18 protein-coding genes and 1 pseudogene are annotated in these 16,304 nt (G+C 62.8%); 7 read left to right on the forward strand and 12 right to left on the reverse strand.

The features are described 5' to 3' along the window. The first annotated feature begins 74 nt into the window (after positions 1–74). The 4 genes from thrC to ASD99_RS27530 are packed head-to-tail and all read left to right on the forward strand — an operon-like array spanning position 75 to position 6,283. The gene (thrC, locus tag ASD99_RS27515; protein ID WP_057145500.1) at positions 75–1,472 is read left to right on the forward strand and encodes a threonine synthase; all 1,398 of its coding nucleotides are present in this window, start codon (positions 75–77) and stop codon (positions 1,470–1,472) included. Positions 1,473–1,486: 14 nt separating this feature from the next. Beyond that, positions 1,487–2,779, forward strand: coding sequence for a M16 family metallopeptidase (locus ASD99_RS27520; RefSeq protein WP_056580991.1), 1,293 nt, complete (start codon positions 1,487–1,489; stop codon positions 2,777–2,779). A 15-nt stretch (positions 2,780–2,794) separates the two neighbouring features. Continuing rightward, positions 2,795–3,391 (forward strand): GNAT family N-acetyltransferase, encoded by a 597-nt coding sequence (locus tag ASD99_RS27525; protein WP_057145501.1) that lies wholly within the window; start codon positions 2,795–2,797, stop codon positions 3,389–3,391. Positions 3,392–3,394: 3 nt separating this feature from the next. Continuing rightward, complete coding sequence (locus tag ASD99_RS27530) at positions 3,395–6,283, forward strand: EAL domain-containing protein (RefSeq protein ID WP_056580996.1); 2,889 nt, start codon at positions 3,395–3,397, stop codon at positions 6,281–6,283. Between the two features lie 5 nt (positions 6,284–6,288). On the opposite strand, the gene ASD99_RS27535 is transcribed toward ASD99_RS27530, so the two are convergent. Continuing rightward, positions 6,289–6,897 (reverse strand): YqgE/AlgH family protein, encoded by a 609-nt coding sequence (locus tag ASD99_RS27535; protein WP_056580999.1) that lies wholly within the window; start codon positions 6,895–6,897, stop codon positions 6,289–6,291. Positions 6,898–7,068: 171 nt separating this feature from the next. Here ASD99_RS27535 and ASD99_RS27540 point away from each other — a divergent pair, with 171 nt between their 5' ends. From ASD99_RS27540 to ASD99_RS27550, 3 genes are all read left to right on the forward strand, one after another. Then, complete coding sequence (locus ASD99_RS27540) at positions 7,069–7,875, forward strand: protein-disulfide reductase DsbD domain-containing protein (RefSeq protein WP_056581003.1); 807 nt, start codon at positions 7,069–7,071, stop codon at positions 7,873–7,875. An 85-nt stretch (positions 7,876–7,960) separates the two neighbouring features. Beyond that, the gene (locus tag ASD99_RS27545) at positions 7,961–8,443 is read left to right on the forward strand and encodes a peroxiredoxin (protein ID WP_056581006.1); all 483 of its coding nucleotides are present in this window, start codon (positions 7,961–7,963) and stop codon (positions 8,441–8,443) included. 80 nt (positions 8,444–8,523) lie between these two features. Then, complete coding sequence (locus ASD99_RS27550) at positions 8,524–9,000, forward strand: DUF2938 domain-containing protein (RefSeq protein ID WP_057145502.1); 477 nt, start codon at positions 8,524–8,526, stop codon at positions 8,998–9,000. Positions 9,001–9,003: 3 nt separating this feature from the next. On the opposite strand, the gene ASD99_RS27555 is transcribed toward ASD99_RS27550, so the two are convergent. From ASD99_RS27555 to ASD99_RS27605, 11 genes and pseudogenes are all read right to left on the reverse strand, one after another. Then, a complete protein-coding gene (locus tag ASD99_RS27555) occupies positions 9,004–9,588 on the reverse strand; it encodes a histidine phosphatase family protein (protein ID WP_057145503.1) in 585 nt (194 codons plus the stop codon). 40 nt (positions 9,589–9,628) lie between these two features. Beyond that, positions 9,629–10,159 carry a ribonuclease HI gene (rnhA, locus tag ASD99_RS27560; protein WP_056581015.1) on the reverse strand — a complete coding sequence of 177 codons (531 nt, stop codon included), beginning with the start codon at positions 10,157–10,159 and terminating at the stop codon, positions 9,629–9,631. Positions 10,160–10,170: 11 nt separating this feature from the next. Next, positions 10,171–11,133 (reverse strand): homoserine kinase, encoded by a 963-nt coding sequence (locus ASD99_RS27565; protein WP_057145504.1) that lies wholly within the window; start codon positions 11,131–11,133, stop codon positions 10,171–10,173. 5 nt (positions 11,134–11,138) lie between these two features. Then, on the reverse strand, positions 11,139–12,149 hold the full coding sequence (gene ispH / locus ASD99_RS27570) for a 4-hydroxy-3-methylbut-2-enyl diphosphate reductase (protein WP_056581908.1): 1,011 nt from the start codon (positions 12,147–12,149) through the stop codon (positions 11,139–11,141). Between the two features lie 70 nt (positions 12,150–12,219). Further along, positions 12,220–12,969: an SURF1 family protein gene (locus ASD99_RS27575; protein ID WP_057145505.1), complete on the reverse strand. Its 750-nt coding sequence runs from the start codon at positions 12,967–12,969 to the stop codon at positions 12,220–12,222. After that, entirely contained in the window at positions 12,966–13,352 is a 387-nt protein-coding gene (locus ASD99_RS27580; protein WP_056581909.1) for a DUF983 domain-containing protein, read from the reverse strand. The genes ASD99_RS27575 and ASD99_RS27580 overlap by 4 nt, the downstream gene beginning before the upstream one ends. Positions 13,353–13,373: 21 nt before the next feature. Continuing rightward, positions 13,374–13,496, reverse strand: a pseudogene (locus tag ASD99_RS32820) (L,D-transpeptidase family protein); the annotation flags it as partial. Positions 13,497–13,664: 168 nt separating this feature from the next. Next, a complete protein-coding gene (locus ASD99_RS27590; RefSeq protein ID WP_056581027.1) occupies positions 13,665–14,546 on the reverse strand; it encodes a cytochrome c oxidase subunit 3 in 882 nt (293 codons plus the stop codon). A 1-nt stretch (position 14,547) separates the two neighbouring features. After that, positions 14,548–15,180: a cytochrome c oxidase assembly protein gene (locus ASD99_RS27595; protein WP_057145506.1), complete on the reverse strand. Its 633-nt coding sequence runs from the start codon at positions 15,178–15,180 to the stop codon at positions 14,548–14,550. After that, a complete protein-coding gene (locus ASD99_RS27600) occupies positions 15,180–15,338 on the reverse strand; it encodes a hypothetical protein (RefSeq protein WP_082525185.1) in 159 nt (52 codons plus the stop codon). Before ASD99_RS27600 ends, ASD99_RS27595 begins: the two co-directional genes overlap by 1 nt. A 2-nt stretch (positions 15,339–15,340) precedes the next feature. Further along, the gene (locus ASD99_RS27605; protein WP_056581036.1) at positions 15,341–16,285 is read right to left on the reverse strand and encodes a heme o synthase; all 945 of its coding nucleotides are present in this window, start codon (positions 16,283–16,285) and stop codon (positions 15,341–15,343) included. Positions 16,286–16,304 lie beyond the last annotated feature (19 nt).

A 16,304-nucleotide genomic window follows, 5' to 3' on the forward strand; every position in this document is an offset into this window, starting at 1 on the left:
AATGCGACTGAGCCAGCGCAGAAATTAACCACCTTGCGGTGGACGGAAAAGCCAAGCAGTAACGGATTTGTGACATGCAATATGTGAGTACCCGCGGGGAAGCCCCCGTTCTTGGATTTTCCGACGCCGTGCTGGCTGGGCTGGCGCGCGACGGTGGGCTCTATGTGCCGCGCGAGTGGCCGCAGTTTTCCGCAGCCGAGATCCGCGCCATGCGCGGCCTTGCCTATCCCGATCTTGCCATCCGCGTGCTGTCGCCGTTCCTTGGCGGCGAAATCCCGGCGCCCGTCTTCGAACGGCTGGTGCGCGAAGCCTATGCCACCTTCCGCCACGAGGCCGTCTGCCCGCTGGTGCAGACCGGCCCCAACACCTTCATCCTGGAACTCTTCCACGGGCCGACACTCGCCTTCAAGGACGTGGCGATGCAGCTTCTCGCCCGGCTGATGGATCATGTGCTTAGCGAACGCGATCAGCACGCCACCATCGTCGGCGCCACCTCGGGCGATACCGGCGGGGCGGCAATCGATGCCTTTGCCGGGCGTAGCCGCACCGACATCTTCATCCTTTTCCCGCACGGCCGCGTCTCGCCGGTGCAGCAGCGGCAGATGACAACATCGACGGCTGAAAACGTCCATGCGCTGGCGATCGAAGGCAATTTCGACGATTGCCAGGGCCTGCTCAAGGACATGTTCAACGATCACGGCTTTCGCGACCGGGTGGCGCTTTCGGGCGTGAATTCGATCAACTGGGCCCGTATCATGGCCCAGATCGTCTATTATTTCTCCTCGGCGCTGTCGCTCGGTGCGCCGGACAGGCCGGTCTCCTTTACCGTGCCGACCGGCAATTTCGGCGATATCTTCGCCGGCTATGCCGCCAAGAAGATGGGCCTGCCGATCGAACGGCTGGTCATCGCCACCAATGACAACGACATCCTGGCGCGGACCTTCGCAACCGGCGAATACCGCACCAAAGGCGTCTTTGCGACCACGTCGCCGTCGATGGACATCCAGGTATCGTCCAATTTCGAACGCTTGCTGTTCGAGGCCTCCGGCCGTGACGCCGCGACCGTGCGACGCTACATGGACAGCCTGAAGCAATCCGGCGCTTTCACCATCGAAACCCAGCAAATCGCCAGCATGCGGTCCGAATTCGACGCCGGCCGGGCTGATATGGACGAGGTCGCTGCCACCATCCGCTCGACGCTCGCGGCCAGCAACTATCTGCTCGATCCCCACACTGCGGCGGCCGTACATGTCGCGGCAGGCACGGCGGCAGGCCCGGTGCCGATGGTGGTGCTGGGCACCGCCCACCCGGCAAAATTCCCGGCCGCCGTCGAAGCCGCCAGCGGGGTGTCGCCGGCACTGCCCGCATGGCTAGGTGGGTTGATGACAGCGGAGGAAAAATACACGGTACTTCCATCCGACCTGAAAATGGTGGAAGATTACGTCGGCCGCCGCGCGCGGGCGGCGCGTTAGGGAGTACTAGCCATATGGGTGTTGAGGTAAGCCGTCTGTCGAACGGCCTGACAGTCGCCACCGAAACCCTTCAAAGCATCGAATCGGTTGCCCTTGGTGCCTGGGTCAAGTCGGGTGCCCGCAATGAACGCGACGACGAGCATGGCATGGCCCATCTGCTCGAGCACATGGCGTTCAAGGGCACGAAAAGGCGAAGCGCCTTCGAAATCGCCTCGGAGATCGAGGACGTCGGCGGCGAGATAAACGCCGCCACCAGCGTCGAGACCACCTCCTACTATGCCAGGGTGCTTTCCGACGATGTGCCCCTGGCCGTCGATATTCTTGCCGACATCCTGCAGGAATCCGAATTCGACCCTCAGGAGCTTGAACGCGAACAGCATGTGATCCTGCAGGAGATCGGCGCCGCGCACGACACGCCCGACGACATCGTTTTTGACCGCTTCACGGAAACCGCCTATCGCCATCAGACCATTGGCCGCTCCATTCTCGGCACGCCCGAAACGGTCAAATCCTTCACCTCCAAGCAGTTGCACGATTTCATCGAGCGGCAATATGGTGCCGAGCGCATGGTGATCGTCGCCGCCGGGGACATCAAGCACGACAATTTCGTGCGCGAGGTCGAAAAGCAGCTCGGCGGCTTCCGCAGCAAGGCCGACAGCACCATTCCGCAATACGCGCAATATGTCGGCGGCGACTTCCGCGAAGACCGCGACCTGATGGACGCGCAGATCGTCCTAGGGTTCGAAGGCCGCGCCTATCATGTGCGCGATTTCTATGCCTCGCAGGTGCTGTCGATGATCCTCGGCGGCGGCATGTCGTCGCGTCTGTTCCAGGAGGTCCGCGAGAAGCGCGGCCTGTGCTATTCGGTCTATGCCTTCCATTGGGGCTTTTCCGACACCGGCGTCTTCGGCGTCCATGCCGCCACCGGCCAGAGCGACATCGCCGAACTGGTGCCGGTCATCATCGACGAACTGCAGAAGGCCGGCGAGAAGATCCTGCAGGAAGAACTCGACCGCGCGCGCGCCCAGTATCGCGCCGGGCTGATCATGTCCGCCGAAAGCCCGGCCAGCCGGGCTTCGCAGATCGCACGGCAACTGCTTCTGTTCGGCCGGCCGATCGCCAAGGAGGAACTGATGGAACGGCTGTCGGCGCTGACGATCGAGCGGCTGACCGATCTGTCGTCGCGATTGTTCTCGACCAAGCCGACGCTTACCGCTGTCGGGCCTGTGGGTACGCTAGCGCCATACGAAGCGATCCTCGAATCGCTCGCAGGCACGCAGACCACGGCCCGCAAGCTCGCCGTCTAAGCCCCTCAAAGCGTCGTGTTCGCGCTCCCTTTCTTTCGCCGTGACCTGCCGGCACTGAAGGGCGACCGCGTCACGTTGCGCGTGCCATTCACGAACGACTACCGCGAGTGGGCGACGGTGCGCGGCGAAAGCCGGGCCTTCCTCGAACCCTGGGAGCCGCGCTGGACGCCGGATGAACTCGACCGCACCGCATGGCGGCTGCGCATCAGCCGGTACCGCGAAGACTATGCACAAGGAACGGCTATCGCCTTCTTCATCTTCGAGAAGAGCAGCGGCAAGCTGGCGGGCGGCATCACGCTCGGCAACATACGCCACGGGGTCTCGCAAAGCGGCCATGTCGGCTACTGGATCGGCGAGCGCTTTGGCGGCCGCGGCCTGATGACCGACGCGGTCAAGGTGGTGGCCCGCTTCGCCTTCGATACGCTGAGGTTGCACCGGATCGAAGCGGCCTGTATTCCCGACAATATCCGGTCGATCCGCGTGCTTGAAAAAGCCGGATTCCGGCGCGAAGGACTTCTGCGATCCTATCTCAGGATCAATGGCATCTGGCAGGACCACTACCTCTACGCCCGGATCGCGGACGATCCGCCGGGCGTTGGAACGAAGGACTGATTTTTGACGAATTTCCTGCGAAACGGGCCGCTGTTCGCCTTTGTGCTCGCGACAATCCTGACGCTGTGCGCGGCATCGTCGGCCTTCGCCGTCGAACCGATCAAGATTGCCCGTGACGACGTCGCGCTCGACCTTTCAGGCGCCGTCGAGATCTACCGGAACCAGGGTGAGAATTTCCAGGTGTCGACCGCGCCGGGGCCGGACGGCATCGTGCGGCGCATCGAGGTCGAGGCCAATGACGCGCGTTCGACCGGCGACTGGGCGGTGTTCGCGCTCGCAAACACCACCGACCAGCAGCTCGACAGGCTGATCGTCGCACCGCATTTCCGACTGGTGAATTCCGGTATCTTCTGGCCGGATCTCGGCTCGACACGCATCGCCGCCATCACGCCCAGCGAGGGCTTCGCGCTCGACCGCCAGACCAGCCCCGACGCCGACGTGTTCCGGGTGACGCTGAACCCCGGCACGGTGATCACCTTCATCGCCGAACTGGCCTCGCCGAAGCTGCCGCAGGTCTATCTGTGGGATCCGGAATCCTACAAGGACTCGGTCAATTCCTACACGCTGTTTCGCGGTATCGTCATCGGCATCGCCGGCCTGCTGGCGCTGTTCCTGACCATCCTTTTCGTGGTCAAGGGAACCTCGATGTTCCCGGCGACTGCGGCACTCGCCTGGGCGGTGCTTGCCTATATCTGCGTCGATTTCGGCTTCCTCAACAAGATTATCGAGATCTCGCCCGGCAACGAGCAGATGTGGCGAGCCGGAACGGAGGTGGCGCTGGCGGGAACCTTCGTGGTGTTCCTGTTCGCCTATCTCAATCTCAACCGATGGCACGGCCATTTCAGCTACGGCGCGCTGGTCTGGATCCTCGGACTGGTGCTGATCGCCGGCGTCGCCATCGTCGATCCGGCGGTCGCGGCCGGCATCGCCAGATTGTCCTTCGCCGCCACCGCGCTGACCGGGCTCGGCCTGATCATCTTCCTCGGCATACGCGGCTACGACCGCGCCATCATGCTGGTGCCCAGTTGGGTCATGGTGCTGTTGTGGCTATGCGGGTCGTGGATGGCGATCACCGGCATGCTCGACAACGACATCGCCCAGCCGGCCTTGGGCGGCGGGTTGATCCTGATCATCCTGTTGATCGGCTTCACCGTCATGCAGCATGCCTTTGCCGGCGGCGCCCTGCATCAGGGTCTGTTCTCCGACCTCGAGCGGCAGGCGCTGGCGGTGGCTGGATCGGGTGACACGGTGTGGGACTGGGACGTGCTGCGCGACCGCGTCGTCACCAAGCCCGATGTCAGCATCCAGCTCGGGCTGGCACCCAACAGCCTCGGCGGCGCCGCGCGCAACTGGCTGCCGGTGCTGCATGCCGACGACCGCGACACCTTCCGCACGACGCTCGACGTCGTGCTCGAACATCGGCGCGGCCGGGTGTCGCAGAATTTCCGCCTGCGCGGCGCCGATGGGCACTATCACTGGTTCTCACTCAGGGCACGGCCGGTGATCGGATCGGATGGCGAAGTGATTCGCTGCGTCGGCACCATGGTCGACGTGACCGAGCAGAAAAAGTCCGAGGAAAGGCTGCTGCACGACGCCGTTCACGACAATCTGACCGGCCTGCCGAACCGCGAACTTCTGATGAACCGGCTGGAAGCGATCATCTCGATCGCGCGCACCGAAGAGAAGGTGCGCCCGACCGTCTTCGTCATCGACATCGACCGTTTCAAGCAGGTCAATGACGGGCTCGGCATCTCGGCCGGCGACACCATTCTGTTGACCATCGCGCGACGGCTGCATAGATTGCTCAAGCCGAAGGATTCGCTGTCGCGCTTTGCCGGCGATCAGTTCGCGCTGATGCTGCTTTCCGAACAGGACCCGGCTCGCATCGCCGCCGTGGCGGACGCCATCAAGCATGCCATCAACAACCCGATCACCTTCGCCAAGCGCGAGATCGTGCTGACCGCGTCGATCGGGTTGATCACCTGGAATTCGCCGCAGATGTCGGCCGAGGACATGGTCAAGGATGCCGAGCTTGCCATGCATCAGGCCAAGCGCTTCGGCGGCGACAGGATCGAGCCGTTCCGTCCGGCTTTCCGCACCGTGGGTACCGACAGACTGCAGTTCGAATCCGACCTGCGTCGCGCCATCGAGCGGCGCGAGTTTACCCTTGCCTACCAACCGATCGTGCGGCTCGAGGACGGCAGCGTCGCCGGCTTCGAGGCGCTGCTGCGCTGGGACCATCCGCGCCGGGGCATGATCCCGCCGGCGGATTTCATCCCGGTCGCAGAAAGCTGCGGGCTGATCGTGCAGCTCGGCCTGTTTGCCATGCAGCAGGCGGCGGAAGACCTCGCCAGCTGGCAAAAACAGATCGGCGACGCGCCGCTGTCGGTCTCGGTCAATTTGTCCAGCCGCCAGCTCATCCGCCGCGATCTGGTCAGCGACGTCCGCTCGGTCATTGCTCGGGCCAATCTGAAGCCGCGCTGCTTCCGGCTCGAACTCACCGAATCGCTTGTCATGGACAATCCCGAGCAGACCGCCCATGTGCTCACCAAGCTGAAGCAGCTCGGCATCGGCCTGTCGCTGGACGATTTCGGCACCGGCTATTCGTCGTTGGCCTATCTGACGCGTTTCCCTTTCGACACCATCAAGATCGACAAGAGCTTCGTTGACGACAACACGCCCAAGCGCGCGGTGCTGCTCAAATCGATGGTCAACATGGCGCATGAGCTTGGCCTGTCTGTCGTCGCCGAGGGGATTTCGGACGAAAGCGACGCGCTGGAACTGCGCCAGATGGGCTGCGAATATGTCCAAAGCTTCATGTTCGGCGCGCCGATGCCGGGCGACCAGGTGCTGAAGACGCTGAAGGAGCAGTATCCGCTAACGCAAGCCTGAGAGGCTCAGGCGTGTCCGGCGGCGAGGCTGAGATGGGCTAGATCGATGCCGATCGAGGCGAGAATCCGGTCATATTTGCGCTCAATGTCGGTGTCGAACAGGAGCTCGGCATTGGCCGGACAGGTCAGCCAGCCATTCTCGGCGATCTCGGTCTCCAATTGGCCGGCGCCCCAGCCGGAATAGCCGAGCGCCATCAGCGCGTGACGCGGCCCGCGGCCAGACGATATGGCGCGCAAGATGTCGACGGTCGCGGTCAGGCAGATGTCGTCCGAAACGGTCAGCGACGATTCCACCCGGTAGTCGCCCGAATGCAGGACAAAGCCCCGGCTGCGATCCACAGGCCCGCCATTGCGCACGACGAAATCGCGCGCCTGCGCCGGCAAGCGGATCGCCTCCTGTTCGTTCATGATGCCCAGTTGCACGAGCAGGTCCGGAAACAGCATCTGCTGCGTCTGGTTGATGATCAGGCCCATGGCGCCTTCATCTGAGTGCGCGCAGACATAGATGACCGAGCGCGTGAAACGGTCGTCCTTCATGCCGGGCATGGCAATCAGGAACTGATCGTCGAGAAAGCCACGGCTCGTGGCTGTCTTCTTGTGGCGCAACAAGTCCATGAGAGGGAGCGTAACGCGTTTCCAAAGCGCCGAAAAGATGCGCCGTGTGGGATTCGACCAAAGCCCATGCCGCCGGCTCGAGCATTCTTCTCCCTCGAGGTCACGCAAATATGATACCGGCAAGGCCATGAAATCATTGCGCGGCCACGAACGGACGATCAAATCACCACCATGCAAAGCTTGAAAATCCTGCTGCTCGGCGCCGCCATCGGATCGGCAACCGCTCTTCCCGCCGCCGCCTCCTCATCGGCGTGGTACAACAGCGAAGGCGGCAAGGTCCGGCTGGTGACATCAGGCAAAGCCGACGAGGCCGGCCGCATCCAGGGCGTCCTCGACATAGCGCTCAAGCCCGGCTGGAAGACCTACTGGCGCGATCCGGGCGACGCTGGCGTGCCGCCGCAGCTCGACATTTCAGCCAGCACCAACATAACCGACGCCGCTCTGGCGTTCCCTGCCCCGCAGCGCCATGACGACGGCTACGGCAAATGGGCAGGCTACAACTATCCGGTTTCGCTGCCGGTGACATTCACGCTGGGGACGCCGAACCAGCCGGCGGTCATCGATGCTGACATCTTTCTCGGCATCTGCGAAACGATCTGCATTCCGGTGCAGACGCGGCTGACCGTCGACCCCGCCTCCGATCCGGACAATGCCGAGGACGCGGCGCTGGTGAAGGCGAGTTTCACGGCACTGCCGGCGCCGGCGAGATCCGATTTCGGCATCAATGTCCTGCCGGGCGACCATGAGACGCTGATCGTCGAGGCGAGCTTTCCCGGCGATCCGCAGGCGGCGGATTTCTTCGTTGCCGGCGAGCGGGACTACATGTTCGGCACCCCTTCTCGCAGCGAAAAGGACGGCAAGCTGATTTTCACCGTGCCGATCCTCGATCGCCCTTCGACGACGCCGACGGATGGCGGGCTTCACTATACGCTGACGAGTTCGGCTGGCGCGGTCGAAGGGATTCTGCCTTTCCCTTGATCCAGCCCATCCGAACGGTTGCAGGAAGCCGTTGACTTCGCTACGCAAAGACACGTCCTTCCCCATTTTCCCAAGCGAGGAATTCATGACCATTTCCGTTGGCGACAAGCTGCCTGACGTGACCTTCAAGACGATGACCGCCGATGGCGTCAAGCCGATCACCGGGGCCGAGATCTTCTCTGGAAAGAAGGTCGTGCTGTTTGGGGTTCCCGGCGCCTTCACGCCGACCTGCAGCAACAACCATTTGCCCGGCTATCTCGAGAACCATGACGCCATCCTGGCGCGCGGCGTCGACACCATCGCCGTCGTTTCGGTCAATGACGTCCACGTCATGGGCGCCTGGGCGCACTTCACCGGCGGTGAGGGCAAGATCCTGTTCCTCGCCGACGGCAGTGGCGATTTCGCCAAGGCGGTGGGTCTCGACAATGACCTTTCCGCCAGCGGCATGGGGCTGCGTTCGAAGCGGTTTTCGATGGTCATCGACGACGGCAAGGTCACCGCGCTCAATGTCGAGACCAAGCCCGGTGTCGACGAGTCCGGCGCGGCTCATATTCTGGGACAGCTCTGAACTTCAGCGCGGCGTCGGGCGGAGGACCGCAACGGCGATCGCGGTTGCAGTCCAGGGCTTGCCTTGGGGGAACCCTAGCGATGTTTGACATCTTCTGGCGCGCCATCGCGATCGGCATCGGCGCCACCGTGCTGATGGATCTCTGGGCCATGTTCCTGCACAAGGCGTTTGGCCAGCCCCGGCCGAACTGGGGGCCGGTCGGGCGTTGGGTCTGGCACCTGCGCGACAAGGTCTTTCACGATGATATCGGCGATGCAGCGCCTTACACGCATGAAAAGGCGTTGGGTTGGGCCTTTCATTATTTTGTCGGTATCGTCTACGGCATCATCCTGGTGGTGCTGGCCGGAGCGGGCTGGCTTGCCGCGCCGAGATTCCTGCCGGCCTTCATCCTCGGCATCGTCACCGTCTGCGCCGGCTGGTTCCTGCTGGCGCCCGGCATGGGCGCCGGCTGGGCCGCCTCGAAGCGCCCCAACCCGATGCAGATCCGTGCCCTCAACCTGGTATCGCACACGGTGTTCGCGCTCGGGCTATACGGCACGGCGCTGCTGATACGCTGAGCGTTACGGCTGTGCTGGCCCGTCGATCGGCCGCCATCCGTGGACGACTCTGCCTGCGCCAATGTCGTAGGCGAAATAGTTGCCGCCGCCGGCTGGCTGATCCGCTTCGCGGCTGATCTCGCGACCCCTGAGAGACAGCAACAGCAGCGTTCCCACCCCTCCGTGCCCCACGAAGGCAATGTCGTCGGCATCATTGGTACGGAGCACGGTGTCGACCTCGCTCACGATACGATGCTGCGCATCGATGGCTCTTTCCCATCCGCGAATGCTTTCGTGTGGATTGGCAAAGAATTGGCCCGCAACCGCTTCGAACTCCGGCGGCGGCAGGAAACCCGTTGCCGATCGGTCGTTCTCGTGCATCCGTTCCCTCACCTCGATGGCAAGACGCAGATGCGCTGCGAGGATCTCGGCGGTTTCCATCGCCTTGCGTTCAGCAGACGACACGATACGCCGGATCGACCCGACCCAGGGCTGATCGAGCATTGCAAACGCTCTCGCGCGTCCGATGTCGGATAGCCCCCATTCCGGCACGGGAACGCTGGCATCGACCTGAACCTGGGGATGCGTGACGTAGTAGAGGATCGGCACGATAGTAATCCCCTGCCTGAGAGCCGCCCGGCTATCGGAATCAATAGCTCTGGGTCGAGCGCCGCACCTTGGCGATTGCCGGCTGTTTTGCCTGCCCAGCCGGCTTTGGTGCAGCAGCAGGCTTGAACGGGCCTTTCTTGAACGGCGCCATGCCTTCGCGCGCGAGTTCGTCGGCGCGCTCGTTCTCGGTATGGCCGGCATGGCCCTTGACCCAGTTCCAGATGACCTTGTGGCGCCTGTTGGCTTCGTCGAGCGCCTGCCAGAGTTCACCGTTCTTGACTGGTTTCTTGTCGGCGGTCTTCCAGCCGTTCTTCTTCCAGCCGTGGATCCACTTGGAAATGCCGTCCATGACATATTTGCTGTCGGTGTGAAGCTCGACCGTGCAAGGTTCCTTCAGCGCATTCAGCGCCGAGATGGCGGCGAGAAGTTCCATGCGGTTGTTGGTCGTCTCGGCCTCGCCGCCGGAAAGCTCCTTGGTGGTGCCGTTGAAGCGCAGGATCGCGCCCCAGCCGCCGGGGCCGGGGTTGCCCGAACAGGCGCCGTCGGTGAAGATCTCAACCTGTTTGCTCATGATACCCCATATCAGGCCAATCCATATTCCGAAGGAGATCTGATCGCCCGGTGGAATCGCATCCTGCGGATATACTCGGTCGGATCGCGTTTCATCACCAGCCCGCCATCGGGAACGGTCAGCCAGTCGTACAGCCGGGTCAGCATGAAGCGCAGCGCCGAACCGCGCGCCAGCATCGGCAGCGCCGCCTTCTCCTGGTCGCTCAGGGGACGCACGCTCTGATAGCCGGCAAGCAACGCCTTGCCCTTGGTGAGGTTGAAGGAAAAATCCTTCTCGAAGCACCAGGCGTTGAGGCAGGTGGCGACATCGTAGGCATAGAGGTCGTCGCAGGCGAAATAGAAGTCGATCAGGCCGGAGAGCTTTTCACCGAGGAAGAAGACGTTGTCCGGGAAAAGATCGGCATGGATGATGCCTTGCGGCAGGTCTTTCGGCCAGTTCCGCTCGAAGTCGGCGAAGTCGGCATCGACCTCGGCCGCCAGGCCCGGCTCGACCTCGTCGGCGCGGTCGCGCGCCGCGTTCCAGAGCTTGCGCCAGCCGTCGATGGCCAGCGCATTTGGGCGCGTCATCGAAAAATCGGCGCCGGCCAGATGCAACTGTGCCAACGCCTTGCCGACCTCGCCGCAATGCGTTGCTGTCGGCCGCCGCAGCGAAAGCCCTTCGAGGAAGGTGATGATCACCGCCGGCCGGCCGGCGAGCGTGCCGATGACGCTGCCGTCATGCGCGGTCACCGGCAGCGGACAGGACACGCCGTTGTTGGCGAGATGGCCCATCAGGCCGAGGAAAAACGGCAGATCCGCCTTCTCGACCCGCTTTTCATAGAGCGTCAGGATGTAGGAGCCGCTGGAGGTGTGCAGCAGGAAGTTCGAGTTCTCGGTGCCTTCGGCGATGCCCTTGTAGGACAGCAGATCGCCGACCGGATAGTGCTTCAGGAATGCGCCGAGTTCGCCTTCCGCAACGTCGGTGTAGACCGCCATGTGCCCTACGCGGCTCCATTGACGAAGGCCATGTCGGCCCGCGTCAGTTCGACATCGCGCAGTACCCGCATGACCGGAAAATCCTCCGTTTCCGTGGCCGTGATGGCCAGGTCGATCGTGACATCGAAGCGCTGCCGGAACGCGTCGATGATCTCGTCGACGATGATTTCGGGCGCTGACGCGCCGGCCGACAGGCCGAGCGTCGTGATGTTGCCGATGTCATTCCACGGAATCTCGGCGGCGCGCTGCACGAGAAGCGACATTGAGGCGCCGGCACGTTCCGCCACTTCGACAAGGCGCCGTGAATTGGAAGAATTGGGCGCGCCGACGATCAGGTAGAGATCGGCGCCGGCGGCGGTCTCCTTGACCGCCTCCTGACGGTTGGTGGTGGCGTAGCAGATCGACTCCGCCGCCGGCGCCTGCAGGGCTGGAAAGCGATCCTGCAACGCGCGGATGATGCCGGCGGTGTCCTCGACCGACAAAGTGGTCTGGGTAACGAAGCCGAGCTCCTGCGGATCGGCGGGCACAAGCCTGGCGGCGTCAGCTTCGGTCTCGATCAGCGTCACCGCCCCGTCCGGCAACTGGCCCATGGTGCCGATCACCTCGGGATGACCGGCGTGCCCGATCAAGAGCACATGGCGGCCGAGCCGCTGATGGCGCATCGCCTGTTTGTGGACCTTCGACACCAGCGGGCAGGTGGCATCCAGATAGAAGAGATTGCGCGCCTGGGCATCCGCAGGCACCGACTTCGGCACGCCATGCGCCGAGAACACGACCGGGCTCTGGCGATGTTCCGCCGGGATTTCGGAGAGTTCCTCGATGAAGACAGCGCCAAGGCTTTGCAGCCCCTCGACCACGTAGCGGTTGTGCACGATCTCATGGCGGACATAGACCGGCGCGCCATATTTCTTCAGCGCCAGCACGACGATCTGGATGGCACGGTCGACACCAGCGCAAAAACCGCGCGGCTGGCAGAGCCGGATCGTCAAGGGAGGCTTGATGGTTGTCTGAAGCATGAATCCGGGCCGGTTGATCAAAGCCGAAATGAGCTGCGCACGCCTGCCCTGTCAAGGGCATCGGTCGCGTTCATTCCTCTTTCGCGGGACGGCGAAGCCGCAAGATGAGCACGGCGGCGAGCGCCGCGGCAAGTCCATACCAGGTCATCGCATATTGCAGATGGCTGTTCGGCAGGTCGATGATGGTGACGCCGCCAACCGGCAATCCGCCTGGATTGGGCGTCTTGTCGGCGTCGATGAAGATCGGCACCAGCGCGGCACCAGCCGGCAGCCCGGCGCTCGCCGCCATCACGTCACGGTCCTTCCAGTAGAAGATGTTCTTCGCCACGTCGTTGTCGGGAAGCATCATCGATGGCTTTGCCGGCAGCGGATTGCGGGCAAGTCCCGTGACCGTCACCTTGCCCGTCACCTGTCCCTTGGCGCGCTTGGCGGCATCCTTCAGATCGTAGGGCACGAAGCCGCGATTGATCAGGACGAAGCGACCATCGTCCAGGGCAAGCGGCGTGTAGACATTGAAGCCCGCGTCGCCGTCCCAGGTTGCGTAGAAATGCCGTTCGCCTTGATGCAGGAAAGTGCCGGTGACGGTGACTGGCGTGTAGTCGACGTCGCCGGTGGCGGTGAATTCTCTCTCAACCTCGGCCAGCGGCCGTGGCACCGAGTGGGTGCGCTGGTCGATGGTCTCGAGAAGACCTTCCTTCCAGTACAGGCGCTGGACCTGCCAGGTGCCGAGCGCCAGCAGGATCAGGAACAGCACAAGGCCAAGGCTGAAAAGCAATGCCATCCGTGGCCGCGAACGGGCCTTGACGGATGCCTCGCTCATTCGCCGCGATCCAGCCGGCCCTCGGCCGCCCTGTTGCGGTATTGCAGGGTAAGCAGCACGCCCTTGATCAGCCGCAGCGCCGTCAGGCACAGCACGACAGCCAGCGGGATCCAGACAAGCAGATGCAGCCAGAGCGGCGGGCTCAGCGTGACTTCAACCCAGAGCGCCAGGCCGACAATGAGGAAGCCTATGATCAGGATGACAAAGACCGCCGGCCCGTCGCCGGCATCGGCGTAGGAATAGTCGAGGCCACAATTGGCGCAGCGCTTGCCAACAGTGAGGAACCCGGCAAACAGCCGCCCTTCGCCGCACCGCGGACAACGGCCGTGCAAGCCGGCCGAAATCGGGTCGATCGGCGGCCAGATCGCCCTATCTTCACTCATGGAAGCGTCGTCGCTCATTTTTTACCGCTCGATCTCGATCGGTGTGCCATCGGCAACCATTGCCCAGATTTCGTCCATGTCGGAGTCCGTAACCGCAATGCAGCCATCGGTCCAGTCGACCAATTGAAGCAGCCAGCCCCACCAGATCGATCCTTTCCGCGGCAAGGCCGGGAATGCCGCGATGACGAATGTGCAAATGGCACAGGGAATTGTCAGCCGCATCGGCTACGGATCGGCGATCATTGCGCCGAAAAGAAGAAGGCGGCCACGTCGCCGCGGCCGCCCTCCCCAGATCAAATCCCAAAGGACGGATCAGTGGCCTTCGATCACCGCGCCGACCGATCCCCAGACGTAGATCGATGCGAACAGGAACAGCCAGACCACATCGACGAAATGCCAATACCAGGCGGCCGCCTCGAAGCCGAAATGCTGCTTGGGGGTGAAATCACCCTTCATCGCCCTGATAAGGCAGACAGCCAGGAAGATCGTGCCGATGATGACATGGAAGCCGTGGAAGCCGGTCGCCATGAAGAAGGTGGCGCCGTAGATGGAATCCTTGAAGCCGAACGGAGCGTGCATGTACTCGTAAGCCTGCACCATGGTGAACAGCATGCCGAGGCCGACGGTCAGCACCAAGCCGTTGATCAGGCCCTTGCGATCGCCATGGATGAGCGAATGGTGCGCCCAGGTGACCGTGGTGCCCGACAGGAGCAGGATGACGGTGTTGTAGAGCGGCAAATGGAAAGGATCGAGAACTTCCATGCCCTTCGGCGGCCAGACACCACCGGTAAACGCGGTACGGGCGTATTGCTGGACTTCGCTCGGAAACAGGCTGGCGTCGAAATAGGCCCAGAACCAGGCGACGAAGAACATCACCTCCGAGGCGATGAACATGATCATGCCGTAGCGCAGATGCAGCGACACGACCCGCGTGTGATGGCCCTCATGCGCTTCCTTGATCGTATCCGACCACCAGGCGAACATCGTGTAGAGCACGATCACCAGGCCGATGAAGAACAGCCACGGATTGGCGATATTGAAGCCGAAGATCGGAAAGGAACCGCCCTTCAGGTACTCCATGAGGCAGACGCCGCCAAACGCCATGACGAGCGCGCCCACCGAGCCTAGGAAAGGCCACGGGCTCGGGTCGACGAGGTGATAGTCATGCTGTGGTTTTGCGTGCGCGTCTGCCATATCAACCCCCGAGATTTGCTTCGGTATTCGAAATTGTCTTGCTATTGCCCTTGGCCGGCTCCGAGGAGGCGACCGGCTTGGTCTTCTCGACCGGGAACATCGTGTAGGACAGGGTGATCGTCTTCACGTCCTTCAGTTCCGGGACGTTGACGATGTCGGGGTCCACATAGAACAGGACCGGCATGTCCAGCGTCTCGCCGGGCTTCAGCGTCGTGTCCGTGAAACAGAAACACTCGACCTTGTTGAAGTAGGGACCCGCCAGTTCCGGCTGCACATTGAAGGTGGCGCGGCCGGTCATGGGGCGATCGAACTTGTTGGTGGCCTTGTAGCGCGCCTGCACCGTCTCGCCGATCTTCATGGTCATCGAGCGCTGAACCGGCTGGAAGTCCCACGGCACGCCGGCGATGTTGGCATCGAAGCGGACTGTGACCTCACGGTCGAGCACACGGCCGGCATACTGCTTCTCGGCACGCTGCGTCGTGCCGCCATAGCCTGTCGCCTGACAGAACATCTTGTAAAGCGGCACCGCGGCGTAGGCCATGCCGATCATGCCGGTGAAGAAGGCAAGGCAGACCGCCGCGACGATGACGTTGCTGGTCTTTCCCGTCGTTTTTTTGGACATCTCGACGCTCATTACATCGCGCCCAAATTGTGGCCGAACTTCACGATCGTCGCGATATAGAAAATGACGACCAGCAACGCCAGCGCCACGCCGATGGCGATGGAACGGCTACGCTGGGCCTTCCTCTGACGCTCGGTCAGCGTGACCAGCTCGAGCTTTTCTTCGATCATGGTCATGCTCCGCCCATGGCAAGCGCGCGCTCGACGACGCTGTCGGCAAGATAGGCGGCGAAAATTGCAAAGAGATAGAGAAGCGAATAGGCGAACAAGGCCTTGGCCGGCTTCATGACGCGGTCGTCATCGGCCATGCCAAGTACTTTCCACGCATACCAGACAAAACCGACCCCGAGCAGCGCGGCGGCCACGCCATAGATCGGGGTGGTGTAACCAAGCAGCCATGGCAACACGCCGACCGGGGCCAGGACCAGCGCGTAGGCGAAGATCTGACGGCGGGTCGAAGCCTGTCCGGCGACATTCGGCATCATCGGGATGCCGGCCTTGGCATAGTCCTCGGACTTGAACAGCGCCAGCGCCCAGAAATGCGGCGGCGTCCACAGGAAGATGATCAGGAACAGGATCAGGCTTTCGAGGCTGACCGTTCCGGTCACCGCGGCCCAGCCAATGACTGGCGGAATGGCGCCTGCAGCACCGCCGATGACGATGTTCTGCGGCGTCCAGCGCTTCAGCCACATCGTGTAGACGACGGCATAGAAGAAAATGGTGAAGGCCAGCAGCGTCGCCGACAGCCAGTTGACCAGCACGCCGAGCGTCATCACCGACAGCACAGACAGCACTAGCCCGAAGCTCAGCGCCTCGTGCGGCTGGATGCGACCGGCCGGGACCGGACGGCTGGCGGTCCTGGTCATCACCGCATCGATGTCGGCGTCATACCACATGTTAAGCGCGCCGGAGGCGCCAGCACCTATTGCAATAGCCAGGATGGCGATCACCGCCAGCAGCGGGTTGATGGTCACCGGTGCGGCGACGAGACCGACAAAGGCGGTGAACACCACCAGCGACATTACGCGCGGCTTCAACAGGGCGAAGAAATCGCCCGCCGTCGCTTCCGACATGCGAAAGCCCGCTTCGTCAATCAATGGGTCGTCGACAAGGGCCATGCGTACTTTAAGTCCATCA

This window comes from Mesorhizobium sp. Root695 (genome assembly GCF_001428185.1).
Taxonomy (GTDB): domain Bacteria; phylum Pseudomonadota; class Alphaproteobacteria; order Rhizobiales; family Rhizobiaceae; genus Mesorhizobium.

Excerpts from the sequence above, each read along its gene's own strand:
- ASD99_RS27595 (WP_057145506.1), bottom strand. The coding sequence starts at position 15,180 with ATGAGCGTCGAGATGTCCAAAAAAACGACGGGAAAGACCAGCAACGTC.
- ASD99_RS27545 (WP_056581006.1), top strand. The coding sequence starts at position 7,961 with ATGACCATTTCCGTTGGCGACAAGCTGCCTGACGTGACCTTCAAGACG.
- rnhA (WP_056581015.1), bottom strand. The coding sequence starts at position 10,159 with ATGAGCAAACAGGTTGAGATCTTCACCGACGGCGCCTGTTCGGGCAAC.
- ASD99_RS27600 (WP_082525185.1), bottom strand. The coding sequence starts at position 15,338 with ATGATCGAAGAAAAGCTCGAGCTGGTCACGCTGACCGAGCGTCAGAGG.
- ispH (WP_056581908.1), bottom strand. The coding sequence starts at position 12,149 with ATGCTTCAGACAACCATCAAGCCTCCCTTGACGATCCGGCTCTGCCAG.
- ASD99_RS27520 (WP_056580991.1), top strand. The coding sequence starts at position 1,487 with ATGGGTGTTGAGGTAAGCCGTCTGTCGAACGGCCTGACAGTCGCCACC.
- ASD99_RS27590 (WP_056581027.1), bottom strand. The coding sequence starts at position 14,546 with ATGGCAGACGCGCACGCAAAACCACAGCATGACTATCACCTCGTCGAC.
- ASD99_RS27605 (WP_056581036.1), bottom strand. The coding sequence starts at position 16,285 with ATGGCCCTTGTCGACGACCCATTGATTGACGAAGCGGGCTTTCGCATG.
- thrC (WP_057145500.1), top strand. The coding sequence starts at position 75 with ATGCAATATGTGAGTACCCGCGGGGAAGCCCCCGTTCTTGGATTTTCC.
- ASD99_RS27550 (WP_057145502.1), top strand. The coding sequence starts at position 8,524 with ATGTTTGACATCTTCTGGCGCGCCATCGCGATCGGCATCGGCGCCACC.
- ASD99_RS27540 (WP_056581003.1), top strand. The coding sequence starts at position 7,069 with ATGCAAAGCTTGAAAATCCTGCTGCTCGGCGCCGCCATCGGATCGGCA.
- ASD99_RS27565 (WP_057145504.1), bottom strand. The coding sequence starts at position 11,133 with ATGGCGGTCTACACCGACGTTGCGGAAGGCGAACTCGGCGCATTCCTG.
- ASD99_RS27580 (WP_056581909.1), bottom strand. The coding sequence starts at position 13,352 with ATGAGTGAAGATAGGGCGATCTGGCCGCCGATCGACCCGATTTCGGCC.
- ASD99_RS27575 (WP_057145505.1), bottom strand. The coding sequence starts at position 12,969 with ATGAGCGAGGCATCCGTCAAGGCCCGTTCGCGGCCACGGATGGCATTG.
- ASD99_RS27535 (WP_056580999.1), bottom strand. The coding sequence starts at position 6,897 with ATGGACTTGTTGCGCCACAAGAAGACAGCCACGAGCCGTGGCTTTCTC.